This is a genomic window from Psychrobacter immobilis (assembly GCF_904846065.1).
In the GTDB taxonomy this organism is placed as follows: Bacteria; Pseudomonadota; Gammaproteobacteria; order Pseudomonadales; family Moraxellaceae; genus Psychrobacter; species Psychrobacter immobilis_H.
On sequence record NZ_CAJGZV010000001.1, the window covers coordinates 2,341,228 to 2,363,125 of the forward strand.

The window sequence follows — 21,898 nt, forward strand, 5'->3', positions numbered from 1 at the left end:
GATACGTTTAAATCATAGATAGGGCATTTTTAGCGTGCCCTATTTTTTTATCTACTAATGCGCCAACCTCTGAATTTAGCAAAGAAACCTTTTAGCCTTTCAGAAAAGTTAAAAGCCTCTGACTCCGGCACTTCTTCAACATGATGACGAGCTGCCAGTATCGGCTGCTGCACCAATCTTTCGTGATGATCGAAAGCCCGATCAAGACTGATACTCATGATAGAGAAGTTAGTCGGACGTGGTAGACAGCGATATACCTGACCCTTATTAATTAAATCAATGACCATATGGGCATCTTTGAATTCAGTCAACATCAGCACCATCAGATCTGGCTGGATATTTTTTAAGGCATAAACGATGGGCGTAATACTTTCTTTATTGAGCGTCGAATCTGTAATCGTGACACCAAAGCGTTTTTTTTGTAATAACTTTGCGGCCTCTTCAAGGTTACTCGCCCAGCTCACGGTATAAGCGCTCTTAAAATGAATTTTTATTTGTTGATAGACACTCTCATCATCGTCTAATACCAATATATTGCGATTGCTAACCGTGCCACTATTAACACAGTTTTGAGTTGCATCATTTTCCATATTATTTTGCGTGATTTCTTGCGTTTGCTGAGCAATTTCTGTGGCTTTATTAACGATTTTTTTGAGTTCGTCATTTTGCCATGGCTTAGTGATATAGCGATAAATTTCGCCCTCATTCACAGAATCCATCACAGCATTTAGATCCGCATAACCAGTTAACAAGATACGAATAGTATTTGGTGAAGCTGCTTTGATGTCACTCAATACTTCCGTACCTTGCTTATCTGGCATGCGTTGGTCGCTGATGACCACTTGTACTTCATTCTGGCTAACATATTCCATTAGCTCAGTGGCATCGGTAGTAATAAATACGTCATGTGACTGGCGAAAATGCATTTTTAAGCTGCGCAAGATACGCGGCTCATCATCGATAAAAGCGATTTTTGGTTTTTGCATGACGCTCTCTTTAAATAAATGGTTGGAAGTCTCTCAACTTTCAAATAAGGCTTGTGAAGGTTTCTTTTCATGAACGATAGACTGTATCGGTAGCATGAGGGTAAACGTCGTGCCCGTGCCAACGACTGAGCTAACCTCAATGCGTCCACTATGTTGTTCGATGATTTGTGCCGTAATGGCCAATCCTAAACCTGTGCCATCGCCTGCTTTTTTGGTGGTAAAAAACGGCTCAAAGATACGGTTTAAGACATCCTCTTTGATACCAGATCCATTGTCTAAAATGCGTAACACTACATATTGCTGCGCCTTATCGACAGACGAGCTGACTTGTAATGTCCCTTTATGATCACTCGGTATGGCTTGGGCGGCATTATTAAATAGGTTTAATAGTACTTGGTTGATTTGCGAAGGATTACATTGAATCAGCGGTAGCTCAGCTAAATTGGTTTTGACGTCTAGCGTTTTTAAGTTATTGCGAGCCATAATCAATGAGGTATTGATGCACTCATTGATATCGATATCTTTTACCTTAGATTCGTCAATTCGAGAAAAGTCGCGCAAGCTGACGACCAGTTCAGCAATTTGATCGACGCCATACAGTCCATCTTTGATTAAATCTGCCAAATCTTCATTGACTTCATCTTCTTTGATTTCCTCGCAACATTGTAAAGTCTCTTCTATCAGTATCTTGACTTGCTCTTGATTGATAATTGGCGCTTTTAACGCCTGCAATAATTGATCGGTATGCTGTAGCAGTTCATCAAAACGCACGAGATTATCGCCGACCAGCTCCATGTTACTACGCACATAGCCTAGCGGCGTGTTGACCTCATGTGCCACGCCTGCCACCATCTGACCTAATGTAGCCATTTTTTCAGAGCGCACCAGATGCACTTGTGAGGCTTTTAACTCATCCATGGCTTGCTGCAAGTCTTGCGTACGGGCGGCGACTTGTTTTTCTAGATGAACATTGATTTCAGCAAGTGCGCCTTCATTTTCGACGACGCGGTCGATCAATTGATTGGTCTGTTCACTGATGATTTGAATCTCGCTGACATTTGAATGTGGCAGTTTAAGCGCGCTTAATTGTTGATATTTTTTTTGCTCAATCAATGCGCCCATATCCGCTACTGCTAGTGCCATATGCTTTAGCGGTCGCGTAAAGTAGCGACGAAACACCCACGCGGTCAACAACAGGATAGGAATAAAACCCAGTAGCATGGTCTGAATCAGCTGGTTCGACAATGCATTTGCCACGCTCATCATGTCATTATTGGGCTTGACGATGACCATCTTCCAATAGGTAAATGGCATGCGAAACACAAAGGCGGTGGCGGGCTGCTGCAACACAAAGTCATTGGGCACAGCGATGGTCTCAATCAAGTGACTGTCTACCAGATTAAACGTTTGGTCAATATTCAATAGCAGCAATGCTGACAGCAACTTGGATTCTTGTTCGCTGATTTTATTCAGATTGGTCGTACTCAAAATACTACGTGCCGCGAGCGTATAACGACTCTCATCTTTGGCAACAGCCTCATCGATGAGTGTTTGATTAATGCTATCTAGGCTGTCCGCAATAGGGGCAAAGCTAGGATGTTTCTCGGCCAATTGATGCGCGGTTACCATTTCGCCTTGGGGATTATCTTCAGTCGCTTGCGTGACCATAGATTGATCAGGAAAGGTCAAAAATCGATTGTCCAAGTCTACCAAAAAGACATAACCACCCAGCTTATCTTGCCACTTTTTCATGGCTTCATCGAGGTTATCTAATAGCAGATTAAAACTCACTACCCCATCAAAAGCCTGATTGCGACTGTCATACAATGCCTTGGCACACGTCATCATCGGCTGATTGCTTTGCGGATCAACATACGCACGGCTCCAGACACAGTGGTCATGACGTGCGTACATCGCAGGAATGTACCACCACTCTCTATAATAGAGACTCGGCGTTTGGCGCACTTGATTATACTGCTCTAACGGTTGCATGTTGCCTGAGTCATCCCGCGCCCACACAAACGACTGGCGCTCTCGGTTTTGAGCGTACATATTTGGATCAAACCACACGCCACCGCCCACAATCCGTTGATCGGTCTGTTGCATGAGATTACCAAAAGTTTCTCTATAAAGGCTGTCTTCTTTTGGCAAGCCGCCCGCCATCGCACTGGTTGCCTTTGCCAGTCCGTCGACATGGCTGATATTCGCCATAATGCTATTAATGGCTTCGTTACCCGTTTCAACTACTATCTCTGAGGTCATCTCCAGTATGCGCGGCTTAGCTTGGGTTTCGATGACCCAGTACACCATCAGGATAATTAGTAAAAAAGCCAATGCTAAAATAATCAGCATGCGTGTGGAAATACTACCAAGCCGACCAGCAACACTCATAGATAAACCTTATATTGATGCGTCTACCATCATCAATGCATCACTTAATGAATAAAGACACCAGTGATACGAAACCACCATTTATAGTGGGCTCAAGGATACGATGCCGTCATGACAATATGATGACAAAAGTTTTGTTTTCTTATCTGTTGACCAGTATCTTTTAATTAACAACAATTAGCTTGCGGTTGGTAAATACAACCTTGTACTCATTTAGCGCTGCTCTCTTTTTATCATCAATAACATCATGCAGCTTATTGAGCGCATATAGTCAGAGCACTTTTAAACCGCTACGGTGTTACCCGCCCTATATGTACTCAGTGTACTATCTGCGGTCGGTCGCCTTGTAGCGATTCTAAAATTCCTTGACTATAGCTGTACTATCAGCCATTGCAAGGCACAAAAAAGCCACTTATTGTTTAAGTGGCTTCTTCATATTCAAGTCAGTCGCTAATTTTTCTATTTATGTCATCAATATTTCTATGATTATAGAGTCTACCAAGTTTATCTTGTTCTGTACTGTGAAATTTTATAAATATGTTATATTAATAATACTAATATAGAGGGCGTGTTTGTATTTTATATAATGTCGCGGAGCACCGTCACTTATCACTGATTGCAAAGCCTGTCTGCTGTACACTCAGAGCTTAATATCACTCGCTCATACCGTTCAACTAACCCTAAAGAAAGGCGCTCACAAAGTCTTTCTCTTTTAAATATTAAAGGAAAAGCGATGCGTCCTTTGTTTTTTAGTACTTTGTGCTTAGCAAGTAGTCTTTCACTAATGGCTTGTAGTAGTCATCAACCAACCACGGCAAAAGAATCAGCAGCTATCATTAACAACACGGCAAAAGAGAACGCTGACGAACAGCTAAGCATGGAGCCGTCCAGCCCCGAAGAACCGTTATCAGCGTTCACCGCTTTTGGTAATACAGAAAAAAGTTGGCGCACAGTAATTGATGGCAACCAACTCAGCATTGAAGCAGATTTCTTGAAACCAACGACCATCGTTGTCTCTCGTTCGACCTATGCCGAAGGTGTGGAATACGTGAGTACCGTTAGCGGCAAGCCTATTATTATGAATATAAATAGCCAGATTTGTACCGATGATAATGGCTATCAGAATGAATTTACGGTGACGTTAACTTATGATAATAAAAGCTATCAAGGTTGCGCCGTTGCTGGAGTGTATGAAACAGCGCCTACGTAATTGCATAGAATTTATTGTGGTTAGCAACCATCATAAATAGCCAGCCATTAGCCAATGGATAACGCATAATTTGGCAAATAAGTACTTATATTACTTTCAACCGATGTCATTATTGTTTAATAAAAATACCCTATAGTCTGTCTATAAACCCTTCATTTTAGTCAAATAACCTTTTATATCAGTCTTACTAAATAAGGATTAATCTATGAAAATTATAAAGACTCAAATCAATAATCCGGTAGACCACGACACATTTATCCATCAGCCTGATGCCAGTAAAACTCGTGTAGCAAACATACCAGGCAAACGCTTACCCTTCCCTGATCAAATTGGTAATTATCAGCGCAATATTGGGACGCCCACTGACGCTTATCAGGACAGTAAGGTTTATATCGTTGGGGGCGGTATTGCAGGTTTGGCCAGTGCTTATTACTGCATCCGAGATGGCAAAGTACCCGCTGAAAACATTACCATTTTAGAGCATCTTGACGTGGCAGGTGGCTCCTTAGATGGTAGCGGCAATCCTGAGACGGGTTATATGGTGCGCGGCGGTCGTGAAATGGATTTCACTTACGAAAACTTTTGGGATTTATTCCAAGATATCCCCGCTCTCGAAATGCCTGCGCCTTATAGCACCTTGGATGAGTATCGCATAGCAAATGACACCGATCCCAATTACTCTATTGCACGCCTGATCCATAAGCAAGGTGAGATAAAAGACTTCAGTCAACTGGGATTGAATAAAACCAACCAACTCGCTTTAATTCGTTTGCTATTAAAACCCAAGGAAGAGCTAGACGATATTACTATTGAAGATTATTTTGATGACAGCTTTTTGAGTAGCAACTTCTGGACATTTTGGCGAACCATGTTTGCTTTTGAAAACTGGCACAGCTTACTTGAGTTTAAGCTTTATACGCATCGATTTTTACACGCATTGGACGGTCTAAACGACATGTCTGCGCTGGTATTCCCAAGATACAATCAGTTTGATAGCTTTGTTAAGCCACTACAAAATTATTTAAAAGATAAAGGCGTGCAGTTTCAGTATGAAACGCTCGTTACCGATTTAGACATTGAATTTGAGCATGCTGACAAGGTAACAGGCACCAAAAAGGTCAAAGCCATCATCACGGAGAAAGCGAGTGAGCAAACCACCATTCCTATGGGCAGCAATGATTTCGTCATCGTAACGACTGGCTCCATGACCGAAGATACCCGCTATGGTGATGATAATACTGCGCCGACGCTAGACTTCAAAAAAGACAGCATGGGGCAATCGTCTGGTTGGAAAGTATGGAATAATCTGGCTAAGCAATCTACCGTCTTTGGTCACCCAGAAAAATTTAATCAGCATGTGGATAAATCTGCTTGGATGTCGGCGACGTTGACCTGCCAGCCGTCTGCCTTTATTGATAAGCTCAAAACTCTGTCTGTCAACGATCCTTATACGGGTAAAACAGTGACCGGTGGCATCATTACGATTACGGATTCAAACTGGTTGATGAGCTTTACTTGTAACCGTCAACCGCATTTCCCTGATCAGCCAGAAGACACGCTAGTCGTATGGCTATATGCCTTGTTTATGGATAAAGAAGGCAATTATGTCAAAAAACCCATCACAGAATGTACAGGCAAAGAGATCTTGAGCGAACTCTGTCATCACCTTGGCATCCTCGATGATATAGAAAATATCATGGCCAATACCATCGTCAGAACGGCTTATATGCCCTACATTACCTCGATGTTTATGCCCCGTGCTAAAGGCGATCGTCCTGAGATAGTCCCTGATGGTTGTGTCAATATGGCTCTAGTCGGTCAGTTCGTCGAGACACATAATGATGTGGTATTTACCATGGAGAGCTCTGTTCGTACTGCTCGTGTCGCAGTTTATGAGCTACTAAATGTGCAAAAACAAGTCCCCGATATAAACCCATTACAATACGATATCCGTCAATTATTGAAAGCCGCGAATACACTCAACGATGGTAAAGGCTTCATTGGCGAAGGTCTATTAACTAAGCTTCTTAAAGGTACTTACTACGAGCACATATTGCCAAAAGCCAATCAATCCACCAACGGCAATGACTCAATATTTACTCAGCAGTGGGAGGCAATCAAAGGGCTTTGGCATAAGTAGCTCTGGCATCAGTAATGTTAGTTTTGATAAAAGCAGCTTTGATGAAAATGGCTTTAGTAAAACTAATGACGAAAAATAAAAGCGATAACGCTCTAGGGGATGCATTCATTTTAAAAATGCAGATAGAAATGAGGTCATGCCCTAGTCAGACTTGGATAACTGCTGTAACTGCTCAATCAGCCAACGGTGTATACCACTGTGACTGGTACGTGGATGCCATGCTGCTATTACCTTAAATGTGGGTGGCAGGGCTTCCACTTTAAGCTCTTTAACCCGACTGTTTGGCAGTAAACGCGAAGGATAAAATGCAATCATATCGGTTGTATAAAGGATATCTGGCACTGCAGAAAAACTAGGAACAGACATAACGATATTTCGTTTAAGACCTTTTTCTGCAAACCACTGATCATGAGAACCACGCAAGTTAGCGCGTGAAGGTGACACCACCAGCTGCGAGTGTGCAGCAATTTGCGCCAGTGACAGCGGCTCTGTTGTAAAGTCGTTATTGCAACCAGTAATGCAAAAATGTTGTTCTTCAAGCAGCGTCACATAAGCCAAGTTATCAGGAATAAATTCTGGGAAAGTAATCAGCAGATCAAGCTCGCCTGCCGCAATAAGCTGATTGACATTGTCTGAGGCAAAATCACGTACGATTAACTTCAAATCAGGCGCGTCGCGGCGTGTTATATGAAACAACTGCGGTAATAATGCCTGCGTCGCATAGTCGGTCGCGCTAATCGTAAATACGCCTTTATAAGTCTGCGGCGAAAACACATCCGGCTCTAACAGTGCTTCTAACTGCTCTAATATGCGACTAATGGGTTGCTGCATCGATAGCGCTTTGGGGGTTGCTACCATGCTATTGCCTTGACGAATAAACAAACGATCATCAAACAAATCACGCAGCTTACGTAACTGTTCGCTGATTGCCTGTTGTGTCAGCCCCATTTTGCGCGCGACTTGTGAGAGATTTTTTAGATCAAGCAACGCATGTAGCACTCTCAACTGCTTGATATCGAGTCGGTTAATGCCATTCATAACATGTACCATTTATAGTTGTATCTTAAACAACAAAATCCTGTTTCTAATTGTATCCATAAAACTCTATGCTTGCCAACCTTACTTACGCAGTAATAAAGCATCAAAACAAGCTCAATGGTTTAAACAATAACCCCGTCTATTTGTTTTAAAAGAGAGTTTTATGGAACCATCTAATATCGATACCAGCCCGTTATTTGCATCTGTCACACTTGGACCATATACGTTAAAAAACCGTATTGTCATGCCACCGTTGACACGCTCTCGCAGCACGCAACCGGGCAATATTCCTAATGAATTAATGGCAAGCTACTATACACAGCGCGCCTCAGCTGGTTTTATGGTCACTGAAGGCACGCAAATTGAGCCAAGGGGTCAAGGTTATGCGTGGACGCCAGGCATACATTCGCATGCCCAAATCGAAGGCTGGAAAAAGGTCACTCAAGCGGTACACGCAGCAGGTGGTATCATTTTCGCTCAGCTTTGGCATGTGGGTCGCGTGTCTCATACTAGCTTACAACCACAAGGCGCTCAGCCAGTGGCACCATCAGCTATCACTGCTGATAATGTAAAAGTATTTATCGAAACAGCACCAGGTGCAGGCGCGTTAGCCGATCCTAGTGAGCCACGCGCACTCAGTACTGATGAAGTTAGTGAACTGGTCGCTATGTATGCGGCAGCAGCACGCAATGCATTGGAGGCAGGTTTTGATGGCGTCGAGCTGCATTGTGCCAATGGCTATTTGGTGAATCAGTTCATCTCTGAGCATAGCAACACACGTGATGATCAGTATGGCGGTTCATTGACCAATCGCTTGCGTTTCTTAAAAGAAATCGTTGCTGCCGTTAGTGAAGTGGTTGGTGCTGATCGCTTAGGCGTACGTTTTGCACCGCTGTTTGCTAGCACAGATGAAACTCGCGTGTATTTAGGGCTAGTGGAATCAGATCCACATCATACGTATATTGAAGCGATTAAAGTACTTGAACAAGCGGGTATCGCTTATTTATCTATTGCAGAAGCTGACTGGGACAATGCTCCTGATTTACCAGAGACGTTTTATCAAGCGGTCAGAACGGAGTTTTCAGGACGTATTATCTATGCGGGTAAATACACGACGGAAAAATCGGTTCATATGCTAGCTAAAGGTTATGGTGACTTATTTGCTTTTGGTCGTCCCTTTATTGCTAATCCCGATTTACCTGAGCGCATCGCCAATCATTGGCCACTCAATGAGGCAGATCCTACCACGATGTATGGTGGCACCGAAATTGGCTATAATGATTATCCTTATTATCAAAACTCTTAATACAATAAGGCCATTCGTGGCCTTATTTTTTTGCTTATAAATATGATGTTTTTAATAGCTGATGCATATATATAGCCCTTATGATTCATCCGACTGATCAAACAACTTTTCGATAGGCTTGCTGTGTATCTTTGAGCTATTGAACAGCGACTTATTACCAGTATCCGCTTCTGTCCAAAAATTAATATTGAATTGGGCATCATCACTTAATTCTACACGGTGCCAATATTGAGGCGGACTGACAGCGAACTGCCCTGCTTTAATAACAATGGTTTTTTCAGGTTCAGTGGCGGCTTCATCAGCAAAGCCATAAAAAGTAACCGTGCCTTGCATGACACAAATTTGGCCGTATACGCCCTCTGCTGTATTGTGATGAGTCAACAAGGCTTTTGGGACTTTATCTTTAGTAAAAAAGTGGGTCGAACGCTTTATTTTCCAATGGCTGGGTATGACGGGGTTTGAGGCGACAGTATGACTCATGGTAACTCCTTGGCTAATTTGATGGGTGTATCCCAATCCTGTTTATTAACAGCTTACTTGTGAATAAAATTCTATTAATAAACGAGAAAAGCACGCACAGTAATGGTTATTATTACTATAGCGCATCATATTTTTAAATGTATTGCTATCCTCATATCATCTTAGTTAACCATCAATATATAGGATATTAAAGCCACTTTTTAATCCCCATTAAGTAGTATGTGAAATGACATTCATACTGCTTTCGCCTAATGGTTAGCGAGCTTACTTATTGCTACATTAACTCCATCTAAACTATCCAGTTCGACGGTGGAGAATACTTGTCATGCATGCAAAAGAGCTACTTGAGGTTGAACGCCGTGATATAAGAGCGCTCCACTATACGTGGATTGCTTTTTTTCTGACCTTTTATGTCTGGTTCAACATGGCGCCACTAGCCACTTCTATGCTAGAGGCCGAAAGCTATTTAACTTCTGAACATATCAAATTATTTCTCATTGCCAACGTTGCTTTGACCATTCCAGGGCGAGTGGTGGTCGGTATGGCATTGGATCGCTTCGGTCCGCGTCGCGTGTTTTCCATACTGATGGTCGTCATGGCGATACCGACATGGTTCTTCGCGTTTGGTGATTCCGCGATGCAGCTGTTCGTCGCTCGCCTATTTATGTCTATCGTGGGCGCAGGGTTCGTCGTTGGCATTCACATGACCGCCCTTTGGTTTAAGCCAAAAGACATTGGCTTTGCCGAAGGATTTTATGCCGGCTGGGGTAATTTTGGTTCAGCTGCCGCAGCGATTACCATTCCCACGGTTGCGCTACAGTTCTTTGGTGGTGATGACGGTTGGCGCTGGGCAATTGCATTATCTGGCTTACTGATGGCCGCTTACGGGGTGGCCTATTGGTTTTTAATCACCGATGGCCCTACACAAGATACCCATAAAAAAGCACGTAAGGCGGGTGCTTTAGAGGTATCAAGTTGGAGAGATTTATTATTATATTGCCTATTTATTATTCCTTTATATGGCGTATTAGGTGTATTGGTTTATCGTACCAAAAACATGGGATTCCTGAGCGAAACAGGCGCTTGGGGGTTTTATACTCTCATCGCTGTGGTGGTTATTTATCAAATTTATAAAGCCATCAGTGTCAACGTACCCATGCTCAAAGCGGGTATCCCTGAGGATGACAAATACCCCTTTACCTCTGTTGCCGCCCTAAATGTCACCTACTTTGCTAACTTTGGCGCAGAGCTGGCGGTCGTCTCTATGCTACCGATGTTCTTTGCCGCAACGTGGAAGCTCGACCCTACCGTCGCAGGGTTAGTCGCATCGACCTTTGCTTTTGTTAACTTATGGGCGCGACCACTTGGCGGCTATATCTCTGACAAGGTTGGCAATCGTCGCTTGGTAATGTTGGTATACATGTTCGGTATCGGTATCGGCTTTGGATTGATGGGATTGCTGAATGCAGAGTGGCCATTGTTTATCGCGGTCGTCTTTACGATTCTATGCTCAGTCTTCGTACAAGGGGCAGAAGGCGCAACTTTTGGTATTATCCCCTCAATTAAACGGCGCTTAACGGGTCAAATTTCTGGTATGGCGGGGGCTTATGGCAACGTTGGCGCTGTGTTCTACCTATTTATATTTACCTTGGTCGAACCAAATCAGTTCTTTTTTATCATTGCGATAGGTGCATTTATCGCTTGGGTACTTTGTTTCTTCTGGTTAAAAGAGCCTGAAGATGCCTTTGGTGACGAATACAAAATGTCCTCGGTCGATCGTCAAATTGCCGCTGAAGAAGGCTAATTTGATTAGCTTATAAAATAAAAAAGCCACCCAGCATTACTGCTCGGTGGCTTTTTGACTGATATAGAGAACTATCTAGACATGTCATAGGGGTTATTCAGATGACCCATGATTTTTTTATAAAAAGTAGCTCTTTCGAAAAGTAGCTCTTTCAGAAAGTAGATATTTCAAAAAAAGCCACTCCGATAAATAACCATTTTGACAAACGACTACTTTGACAAATGATTCACGGTCCATACTGCCGCCTCTACCCGTGTGCGTAGTCCAGTTTTGTTCAAAATATGCTTAACATGCACTTTTACTGTGGATTCTGCGATATCCAGTTTGTTGGCGATCATTTTATTACTTAAGCCTTCCGCAATCATTTGAATCACTTGCAACTCTCTAGTGGTGAGATTGCCAGCGATATCTTCAATGCTTGGTGTACGTAATGTTTGCGCCAAGATTGAGGCCAAATTGGGACTGATAACCAGCTCACCGCGCAACACTTTTCTAATATCGACGATGATTAACTCAGGCTCCATGTCTTTTAGCAAATAACCATCCACCCCTAATTTCAATGCTTCTTGTACGTCTTCTCCGCTGTCAGAAACTGTAAATAGCAAGGTAGCCACGTCAATATTTCTGGCCTTGATTTCTCTTAGGGTCTCGATACCAGTCAACACTGGCATTTTATGATCTAGAATGACTAGATCAACTGGATTGTTTGCCAAAAAATCCAACGCTTCTTGTCCGTTATTTGCCTCACCAACGACCGTTACATCACTTTCGAGACTGAGCAGTTCTGCGACACCGCGGCGCAGCATAGGATGGTCATCGACCAATAGTAGCCGAGCCGGAGAAGCAGACGTATAAACCTTAGTAGTCATAAAATACTCACAAATTGAAAAATGGTACAAAAAATACAATGCAGTGGTTAAGAGCGTTTACTAAGCCGATTCACTTAGTTTTGCTCAGCCATATAATCCGTAAAGAAACTGGGTACAAACCTGACGATGACGCTGGTACCTGCGGGTACATTATTAGAGATAATCAAATCACCGCCTAATTTATAGGCACGCTCTTTCATAATCATGAGACCATGATGCTGGGTCTGATTGACAGTCCCTGATATGCCAACGCCGTCATCATTAACCATCATCGCTACATAATTACTTTCATCATCATAAACCAAATCGATAGTGACGCTGTTAGCATGGGCATGGCGACTGATATTCGACAGCGCCTCCCTTATAATTTGAATGAGATGCACTTGTTCGGTTGCCGTTAGATTCAAGGATAAGATTTGATTGTTGACCTTTATGTCAAACTGCCCTTTTACAGCAAACTCATCAGCCGCCTCATACAAAGCTTCATCAAAATTGCCGCTATCAATCGTCAAGCGAAAAGTCGTCAATAAGTCTCGCAGCTCATGATAAGCAGAGTTCAGACCCATTTTTATTTGACTAATATGCTGCCCAACCTTGATTTGACTTTGCTCATCAAATACCACCAGCCCACTGTCTTTATCAGCAGACAGTTGCAGATGTTTTTCGAGTACGCTGACTTGTATTTTTAGATAAGACAATGACTGTGCTAAAGAGTCATGCAACTCCCTAGCAATGGTCGAGCGCTCTTCAAGTAGAATAAGCTGATGGTCTTGCTGCCTTTGTCTGCGTAGGGATAAGGCGGTGCTGACGAGATTGGTCAGCACAACGATCAACTCATTATTTTTAGCAATTAAATAACTACTATCCACCTCTACTACCTTGATACGTGTTGAATCTTCCTCGCTTTTTTTCTTATCTTCTGCATAAGCTTTATTGGTCATTAAGACAGATTTCGGTCTGACCTTTAGCTCACCAAATTCTATATCTTGATGAATAATCGGAAACGTTTTGGTATAAACGTCTTCTTTAATAGAGCAGCTGTCACAAGTGAGTTTGGTACATAGCTCCTTCATCCTATCATCGTGCAGGGCTATAGAGTTTTTATTGGTGAGAATATTGCTTTGGATACACAGCGTAAAATCTAAATATGGGAATATACACCCAAAGCCAGTAATCAATTCATCAAGCCGATGTAAGCTCACAGGACTACTGGTCAATTGCTTTGAGAAATCATAAAACAATGATAAGGCTTGGTTGGTCTTGACCAAATGCTGAGTCTTTGTCTGTACCTCACTCTCAAGTGAGCGCTGATATTTCTCAATGGTAGTGGTCATACCGTTAAAAGAATTGCCAAGCGCTTCAAATTCTCTATAACCACTGATAGACACTCTCGTATCATATTTGCCTTCTTTAAACGCCCGATTGGCTTTAATGAGTTGTTGAATAGGCGTTAGCACTGAGTTCTGTAATCTCCGTACGCCTATCAGCATAATAATCATGCTCAGTATCAGTGATAGTACTTGTAGGTTTTGCTGCCATGTCTGACGCTGCTCATTTCTATCCTGTAACGCGCCAACAAAACGATTAACATCGTCAATATATTTGGTTGAATCACTATAAAAGCCTTGCTTGTCTTGTGCCAACAATGCTGGTTTTAAATCACGAAACCATTGTGATTTTATCTGGCTCCATTGCTCACTGATCGCCTTATCTCTGTTGGCACTGGTCAGTTGATACGCTTGTAATTTGTTGAGACGACTCTCCATGTCTTCAACCAGTATGTCTATTTTTTCAGACTCACTTTTATTGGAGAAATCCAGTCTGTCTTGCTTTTCTACCTGCGGCGCATTGTCACTATCTAAGCCATCTTGTTTGATATTTAGGCTTGAGCTAAAGGGATGGTTATCCGCAAAGTCAGTCGCTAACTGAAAGCTAATGCGATACGTTGCCATGCGTATCGAGCCTGCGGTATTAATCGCCTCAGCATCAGACTTTGCGACCCAAGCGAGCGCACCGCTGCCTATTGCTGACATCAAGAACAAAGTAGCGATGATCGTAATAGCAATCCAAGTATGAAGGAACAAAGACTGCCGTCGTAGATTAGACATGATTAATAGCGCTCCCATCAAACACTTTCTGCACAAAAGAGTTGAGATCTTAAAATTGAACGTCGCAAAAGCAAAAAACATACAGCATAAAAAATACTACAGCGCACTTAGCAGTCCATCGACACGCAAAATTTTAGTGATAAACCTGTCCGCAATATACCCCTTTTAGTCATCAGTATACCACTATGTATGAATACTACTCACCGTGATAACACAGTACCGTGAGTTATCATTTTTTGAAAGAGCAAGTGATTCATAGCGCTCATAAGCCAATACGGCGGCTCTTTGTTATCAACAATAACAAGAGTAAGCGCTACGGTTTATTGTAAGTTTAGACAGCCATTTGATGATAAAAAATACTGAATATAACTAGGCATAGCTGATACTAAGTGAGGAATAACATGGGCAATAATTACAACTTCAAAGGTGGTAAGCTCATCACTGACTGGCGACCTGAAGTAGAAGAATTTTGGGAAGAAGGCGGCAAAAAAGTCGCTCGTAGAAATTTATGGATATCCATTCCATCGTTGCTATTGGCATTTGCAGTATGGATGGTATGGAGTGCCGTCATCGTCCGTCTGCCAGAGATTGGTTTTGATTTTGATGATGGACAGTTGTTTTGGCTCGCCGCGCTGCCCGGACTATCAGGGGCAACGCTGCGAATTTTTTATTCTTTTATGGTGCCTATCTTTGGTGGGCGACGTTGGACAGCGATATCTACCTTATCCCTGTTAATTCCAGCATTATGGATGGGCTTTGCGGTTCAGAACCCTGATACGCCATTTATGATATTTGCCATCATTGCCCTACTTTGTGGCTTCGGTGGTGGTAACTTTGCCTCCTCCATGTCCAACATCTCGTTCTTCTTTCCAAAAGCAGAACAGGGCACTGCGCTTGGGCTAAACGCGGGTTTGGGTAACCTTGGCGTGTCGGTCATGCAATTCGTTGTACCGATGATTATATTGGTAGCAGCCTTTGGTAGCTTAGGCGGCGACCCACAAGTCTCTGCAAGCGGTCAGCTGTTTTATCTACAAAATGCAGGCTTTATTTGGGTACCTTTTATTCTGCTATTTTCAGCACTGGCATGGTTTGGCATGAACGATATTGCCACTGCTAAAGCTTCCTTTAAAGACCAATCCGTTATCTTTAAACGCAAACATAACTGGATCATGTGTATCCTATATATGGCAACCTTTGGCTCGTTCATTGGTTTTTCAGCCGCGTTTCCGATGCTGATTAAAAACTCATTTCCTGCCATTGATGCGCTTAAGTTTGCCTTCTTGGGTCCTTTAGTTGGTGCGCTATTTCGCCCTTTAGGTGGCTGGATATCTGATAAAACCAGTGGCGCAAAAGTGACTTTTTGGAACTATATCGTGATGGTATTGGCGGTAGTGGCGGTGATGTATTTCCTCCCTAGCGAGACCCATGAGGGCAGCTTTGTCGGATACTTCATCTCCTTTATGGTGCTATTTATTACCACAGGTATCGGTAACGGCTCTACCTTTACCATGATTCCCGTTATCTTCAGAACCTTTCATGAACGCCTTGAACCTCAAAAAGCAGGTACAGAGGACTTGTTTGTCGAGATACGTAAAGAGTCAGCAGCAGTGGTTGGCTTTACCTCAGCGATAGCAGCCTATGGCGCATTCTTTGTCCCAAAAATGTTTGGTTCAGGATTGGGTGTTGATGGTACTTTTATCGCTTTAATTGTCTTTTATGTGATCTGTATTGTGTTGACATGGTGGTATTACAGTCGCCCTAATGCTGAGATTCCTTGCTAAAGCAGCCTTGTATAAATCATTCTTTGGAAACAGATTTTCAAATTAAAAACATCGCTCTTTATAGTGCTACTTGCCAGCGTAAGTAGCACTTTTTTTATTTTCACCAATCCATATTCTGCTTGTAAATAAGCCCGACTTATAAATACTTAACGATTTTTTAAGCAAATCTTATCATTTACCGCTACTACTAAGGTGGTAGTGCTCTGCTCATGTTAGCGGATAGCAAGAGGGCGATGGCTTACTTAAAATAATACCATCGAAAAACATTTACAGCTTGGGCAAAGGGTTGTTTTTACCACGCCATTCAGCTTTAGATACCCCATAGGCAATAATACAGAGGATAGCGAAATGAGCCATTTACTCGACCAATTCCGTTTTTTTAAACGTAAAAAGGGCGAATTCTCCGATGGGCATGGTGAGACGCGCGATGAGTCTCGTGACTGGGAAAATGTGTATCGTAGCCGTTGGCAGTATGACAAAGTCGTGCGCTCAACGCATGGGGTCAACTGTACCGGCTCTTGCTCATGGAAAATCTACGTAAAAAACGGCTTGGTCACGTGGGAGACGCAGCAAACTGACTATCCTGAAACCCGTCCAGATTTACCAAACCACGAACCGCGTGGCTGTCCTCGTGGCGCAAGTTATAGCTGGTACATGTATTCAGCAAACCGTGTGAAATATCCTAAAGTACGTAAGCCGCTTCTAAAATTATGGCGTGAAGCCAAAGCGCAGTATCCTGATCCAGTCGATGCGTGGGGCAGCATCGTCCAAGACCCTATCAAAGCAGAACAGTATAAATCCAAGCGCGGTTTAGGCGGTTTTATTCGCTCAACGTGGGCGGAAGTCAATGAAATTATCGCTGCTAGTAATGTCTATACCGCCAAAACTTTTGGTCCTGACCGTATCGTCGGTTTCTCTCCGATTCCTGCGATGTCGATGGTCAGTTACGCAGCTGGTAGTCGCTATTTATCACTTATCGGCGGTGTTTGCTTGTCATTCTATGACTGGTATTGTGACCTGCCACCAGCGTCGCCAATGGTTTGGGGCGAGCAAACCGACGTGCCAGAATCAGCCGATTGGTACAACTCTGATTATATTATTGCGTGGGGTTCAAACGTTCCGCAAACGCGTACACCAGACGCGCATTTCTTTACCGAAGTTCGTTATAAAGGCACTAAGACCGTTTCTATCACCCCTGACTATGCTGAGGTTTCTAAGTTAACTGACTTATGGCTAAACCCAAAACAAGGTACTGACGCAGCGGTCGCACAAGCATTCTGTCATGTCATTATCAAAGAGTTTTATCTTAAGCAGCCAAGTGACTATTTCTTAGATTACGCCAAACGCTATACCGATTTACCAGTCCTTGTGATGCTAGAAGGTGAAAAAGGCGCGCGCCGTGCTGGTCGCTACCTGCGCGCTTCTGACTTAATCGATAATTTAGGTCAAGAAAACAATCCTGAATGGAAAACCATCGGTCTAAATAGTGATGGTGAACTGGTCTCTCCACTTGGCTCGATTGGCTATCGTTGGGGCGAAAAAGGCAAATGGAACCTTGAGCAAAAAAATGGTACGACAGGCGCAGAAATTGACCTAACATTGACTTTAAAAGACAGCAATGAGACCTGCAAAGTCGGCTTTGATTACTTTGGTCATGTGGATCATCCACATTTCACCTCAGTACCGGGCGAAGCGATACAGCAAAAAACCGTTCCTTGTAAAACCATTACCCTTGCCGATGGCAGCACCGCTATCGTTGCGACCGTCTTTGATCTAACCGTTGCCAACTTGGGCGTGGATAATGGTGTTGGCGGCGAACACGTCACCGACGACTATGACGATGCAAGCGTACCGGGCACACCTGCTTGGCAAGAAGTCATCACCGGTTTGAGCCGTGAGCGCGTCATTCAAGTCGCGCGTGAATTCGCTGAAAATGCCCATAAGACTCATGGTAAATCGATGATTATCATCGGCGCGGGTATGAACCACTGGTATCACCTAGACATGAACTATCGCGGCGTGATTAACATGCTGATGCTATGTGGCTGTATCGGTAAATCTGGCGGCGGCTGGGCACATTATGTTGGTCAAGAAAAACTGCGCCCTCAAACGGGTTGGTTGCCATTAGCCTTTGCGCTTGATTGGCATCGTCCGCCACGTCATATGAACGGCACGAGCTTCTTCTACAATCACAGCTCACAGTGGCGTCACGAAACCATTTCTGCCCATGAGATACTCTCGCCTCTCGTCGATAAAAAGTTCTTCCCTGAGCATATGCTTGATTACAACATTCAAGCAGAACGCGCAGGCTGGTTGCCTTCAGCACCACAACTCAACCGTAACCCACTGACCATCGCTGCCAAAGCCAAAGAAAGTGGCAAAGGCGTGGAAGAATATGTGGTCGATTCTCTCGAAGATGGCAGCTTACGCTTTGCTTGTGAATCACCTGATAACCCAGCCAACTTCCCTCGCAACATGTTTATCTGGCGCTCAAACCTATTGGGCTCATCAGGTAAAGGTCATGAATATATGCTGCATTATTTCTTGGGCACCAAAAACGGCTTGCTCAATAAAGAAAATGCAGAAGGTCACCTGCAACCAAAAGAAGTCGATTGGGTAGAAAAAGGCCCGACTGGTAAATTAGACTTGGTTGTCACCCTGGATTTCCGCATGTCTTCCACCTGTTTGTATTCTGACATCGTACTACCGACTGCAACTTGGTACGAAAAAGATGACATGAATACCTCAGACATGCATCCATTCATTCACCCATTAACCGCCGCGACTGACCCTGCGTGGGAATCTAAGACCGATTGGGAAATTTATAAAGGCATTACCAGGAGCTTCTCTGAAGTATCAAAAGGTCATTTAGGTGTTGAAACTGACGTTGTCACCTTGCCGATGCAACATGACACCCCAGGTGAATTGGCACAGCCATTTGGTGGCACTGACTGGAAAACAGCGGGCGAAAAACCTGTACCGGGTAAAAACTGCCCGATGATTAAAGTGGTTGAGCGTGACTATCCGAGCACTTATAAAAAGTTCACTTCTATGGGCCCTGCCTTAGAAAAACTGGGTAATGGCTCAAAAGGCTTGAATTGGGACATGAAAACCGAGGTCAAACAGCTTGGGGATTTAAACCACCGCGTGACTGAAACGGGTATCTCTGAAGGCAGACCACGTCTCGATACAGCCATTAATGCTTCTGAGATGATTTTGATGCTCGCGCCTGAAACCAATGGTCATGTGGCGGTAAAAGGCTGGGCTGCACTCTCTGAGTTCACCGGTCGCGACCATACTCATCTTGCCAAATCTAGCGAGCACGAAAAAATCCGCTTTAAAGATATCGTCGCACAGCCACGTAAAATCATCTCAAGCCCGACATGGTCAGGTATTGAGTCAGATCAGGTCAGTTATAACGCGGGTTATACCAACGTCCATGAGCTGATTCCATGGCGTACGATTACTGGTCGCCAGCAGTTTTATCAAGACCATCCTTGGATGCAGGCGTTTGGTGAGCAAATGCAGCAGTATCGTCCACCTATCGATACCAAGACCACTGAGCTGCTCAAAGACGCTAAGCCAAATGGTAATAAAGAGATTGTACTGAACTTCTTAACACCGCACCAAAAATGGGGCATCCACAGTACCTACTCTGAAAACTTGCTAATGCTGACCCTAAGTCGCGGTGGACCTTGTGTCTGGATGTCAGAAGTCGATGCCCAAAAAGCCGGCATCGTCGATAACGACTGGATTGAGCTGTTCAATGCTAATGGGGCAATCACTGCCCGTGCCATCGTCAGCCAAAGGGTGAAAGAAGGCATGACCATGATGTATCACGCCCAAGAGAAATTGGTCAACATTCCAGGCTCTGAGCAAACAGGCACGCGTGGCGGTATCCATAACTCGGTCACTCGGACGATTTTGAAACCGACGCATATGATTGGCAGCTACGCCCAGCAGTCTTATGGCTTTAACTATTATGGCACCGTCGGTTGTAACCGTGATGAATTTGTCGTGATTCGTAAAATGTCAAAAATCGACTGGCTAGAAGACAAACCCGATAACGAATTGCCACGTCCATTACCAACCAGCATTGAAGGGTAAAGCTGTTTCTTCTATCGAAAAGATATCCTGATTTCAGGATATCTAGGAAGAACATAAAGCTGCTTTTTTACTATTATTTGGAGCACAGATCCATGAAAATTCGTTCGCAAGTCGGCATGGTGCTTAACCTTGATAAATGTATCGGTTGTCACACCTGCTCAGTCACCTGTAAAAACGTCTGGACCAGCCGTGAAGGTATGGAATATGCGTGGTTTAACAACGTTGAGTCAAAACCCGGTATCGGCTATCCCAAAGAGTGGGAGAACCAAACCAAATGGAAAGGCGGTTGGATACGTAATGCCAATGGCACTATCAATCCGCGTATCGGTGGTAAGTTCAGAGTACTCGCCAATATCTTTGCCAACCCTGACCTACCAGAGATTGATGACTATTACGAGCCGTTTGATTTCGATTATCAGCATTTACATACTGCGCCTATCAGCAACCATCAACCTATCGCCCGCCCGCGCTCAGCCATTACTGGCAAACGTATGCAAAAGATTGAATGGGGTCCTAACTGGGAAGAAATCCTTGGCTCAGAGTTTGAAAAACGTCGCAAAGATAAGAACTTTGACAATATTCAAGCGGAGATTTATGGCGAGTACGAAAACACCTTTATGATGTATTTGCCACGTCTGTGCGAGCATTGCTTGAACCCAACTTGTGTGGCGTCATGCCCAAGTGGCGCGATTTATAAGCGTGAAGAAGACGGCATTGTCTTGATTGACCAAGAAAAATGTCGCGGCTGGCGCATGTGTATCTCAGGCTGCCCGTATAAAAAGATTTACTACAACTGGAAGTCGGGGAAATCTGAAAAATGCATCTTCTGTTATCCACGTATTGAAGCTGGCTTGCCGACCGTTTGTTCAGAAACCTGTGTTGGTCGTATCCGCTACTTGGGCGTACTGCTTTATGACGCGGACAAAATCGCTGAAGCAGCAAGCACACCTAACGAGCAAGACCTTTATCAAGCACAGTTAGACGTATTTTTAGATCCAAACGACCCTGCCGTTATCGCCCAAGCATTAAAAGACGGTGTACCGCAATCGGTCATTGATTCAGCCCAGCGCTCACCAGTTTATAAGCTAGCGATGGATTGGAAACTTGCGCTACCGCTACACCCTGAATATCGCACGCTACCGATGGTTTGGTATGTACCGCCATTATCACCGATTCAAAATGCTGCTGAAGCAGGCAAAGTCGGTATGGATGGTTTGATTCCAGATGTCGACAGCTTACGTATTCCACTGCGTTATTTAGCAAACATGCTTACCGCAGGCGATGAAGAGCCAGTTCGTCTAGCATTGAAGCGCCTACTTGCTATGCGTAGCTACAAGCGTATGCAATTGGTCGAAAAACAAGAAGTCCAAAGTATTTTGGATGATGTGGGTTTGACCAAGCTGCAAGTGGAAGAGATGTACCGCTACTTGGCTATCGCCAACTACGAAGATCGCTTTGTGATTCCAACGGCGCATCGTGAAGAAGCATTGAGTGATGCATTCGCTGAGCGTAATGGTTGCGGATTCACCTTTGGCGAAGGCTGTTCAGGACATTCGGACAATAGCATGTTTGGACAACGCAAAACCAATCGCCGCGATTTCATCGATACTGTCCAAAAGTGGGAGTCATAAGATGCAAACTACTCAACTCAATAACAGCACTTCAGTGCATGAGCCAA

At 43.8% G+C, this 21,898-nt stretch carries 13 protein-coding genes; 7 read left to right on the plus strand and 6 right to left on the minus strand.

From position 1 onward, the window contains the following. Positions 1 to 47: 47 nt before the first annotated feature. Together JMW64_RS09650 and JMW64_RS09655 are read right to left on the minus strand one after the other, a co-directional pair. Positions 48 to 986 carry a response regulator gene (locus JMW64_RS09650; protein WP_201554458.1) on the minus strand — a complete coding sequence of 313 codons (939 nt, stop codon included), beginning with the start codon at positions 984 to 986 and terminating at the stop codon, positions 48 to 50. A 33-nt stretch (positions 987 to 1,019) separates the two neighbouring features. Then, entirely contained in the window at positions 1,020 to 3,377 is a 2,358-nt protein-coding gene (locus JMW64_RS09655) for an ATP-binding protein (protein ID WP_201554460.1), read from the minus strand. 733 nt (positions 3,378 to 4,110) lie between these two features. On the opposite strand from JMW64_RS09655, the gene JMW64_RS09660 reads away from it, so the two are divergent. Together JMW64_RS09660 and JMW64_RS09665 are read left to right on the plus strand one after the other, a co-directional pair. Next, positions 4,111 to 4,587, plus strand: coding sequence for a hypothetical protein (locus JMW64_RS09660; RefSeq protein WP_201554462.1), 477 nt, complete (start codon positions 4,111 to 4,113; stop codon positions 4,585 to 4,587). Between the two features lie 205 nt (positions 4,588 to 4,792). Then, positions 4,793 to 6,727 carry an oleate hydratase gene (locus tag JMW64_RS09665; protein ID WP_201554464.1) on the plus strand — a complete coding sequence of 645 codons (1,935 nt, stop codon included), beginning with the start codon at positions 4,793 to 4,795 and terminating at the stop codon, positions 6,725 to 6,727. A gap of 141 nt (positions 6,728 to 6,868) precedes the next feature. On the opposite strand, the gene JMW64_RS09670 is transcribed toward JMW64_RS09665, so the two are convergent. Then, positions 6,869 to 7,765, minus strand: coding sequence for a LysR family transcriptional regulator (locus JMW64_RS09670; protein ID WP_201554465.1), 897 nt, complete (start codon positions 7,763 to 7,765; stop codon positions 6,869 to 6,871). 178 nt (positions 7,766 to 7,943) lie between these two features. Here JMW64_RS09670 and JMW64_RS09675 point away from each other — a divergent pair, with 178 nt between their 5' ends. Beyond that, a complete protein-coding gene (locus JMW64_RS09675) occupies positions 7,944 to 9,071 on the plus strand; it encodes an alkene reductase (RefSeq protein WP_265089821.1) in 1,128 nt (375 codons plus the stop codon). A 78-nt stretch (positions 9,072 to 9,149) separates the two neighbouring features. Here JMW64_RS09675 and JMW64_RS09680 read toward each other — a convergent pair whose 3' ends face one another. Next, positions 9,150 to 9,551: a DUF1971 domain-containing protein gene (locus tag JMW64_RS09680; RefSeq protein ID WP_055125082.1), complete on the minus strand. Its 402-nt coding sequence runs from the start codon at positions 9,549 to 9,551 to the stop codon at positions 9,150 to 9,152. A 325-nt stretch (positions 9,552 to 9,876) separates the two neighbouring features. Here JMW64_RS09680 and JMW64_RS09685 point away from each other — a divergent pair, with 325 nt between their 5' ends. Continuing rightward, positions 9,877 to 11,355, plus strand: a complete 1,479-nt coding sequence (locus JMW64_RS09685) for an MFS transporter (RefSeq protein ID WP_045455078.1) — start codon at positions 9,877 to 9,879, stop codon at positions 11,353 to 11,355. 209 nt (positions 11,356 to 11,564) lie between these two features. Here JMW64_RS09685 and narL read toward each other — a convergent pair whose 3' ends face one another. Together narL and JMW64_RS09695 are read right to left on the minus strand one after the other, a co-directional pair. Continuing rightward, a complete protein-coding gene (gene narL, locus JMW64_RS09690) occupies positions 11,565 to 12,224 on the minus strand; it encodes a two-component system response regulator NarL (RefSeq protein WP_045447151.1) in 660 nt (219 codons plus the stop codon). Positions 12,225 to 12,298: 74 nt separating this feature from the next. Further along, entirely contained in the window at positions 12,299 to 14,332 is a 2,034-nt protein-coding gene (locus tag JMW64_RS09695; protein WP_227694163.1) for a histidine kinase, read from the minus strand. 401 nt (positions 14,333 to 14,733) lie between these two features. Between JMW64_RS09695 and JMW64_RS09700 the strand changes: the two genes are divergently transcribed. The 3 genes from JMW64_RS09700 to narH all read left to right on the plus strand — a co-directional run bounded on the left by JMW64_RS09700 (position 14,734) and on the right by narH (position 21,851). Next, a complete protein-coding gene (locus JMW64_RS09700; protein ID WP_201554468.1) occupies positions 14,734 to 16,113 on the plus strand; it encodes a NarK family nitrate/nitrite MFS transporter in 1,380 nt (459 codons plus the stop codon). A 348-nt stretch (positions 16,114 to 16,461) separates the two neighbouring features. Continuing rightward, positions 16,462 to 20,220: a nitrate reductase subunit alpha gene (locus tag JMW64_RS09705; protein ID WP_201554469.1), complete on the plus strand. Its 3,759-nt coding sequence runs from the start codon at positions 16,462 to 16,464 to the stop codon at positions 20,218 to 20,220. Between the two features lie 92 nt (positions 20,221 to 20,312). Further along, a complete protein-coding gene (gene narH, locus JMW64_RS09710; RefSeq protein ID WP_055125087.1) occupies positions 20,313 to 21,851 on the plus strand; it encodes a nitrate reductase subunit beta in 1,539 nt (512 codons plus the stop codon). Positions 21,852 to 21,898 lie beyond the last annotated feature (47 nt).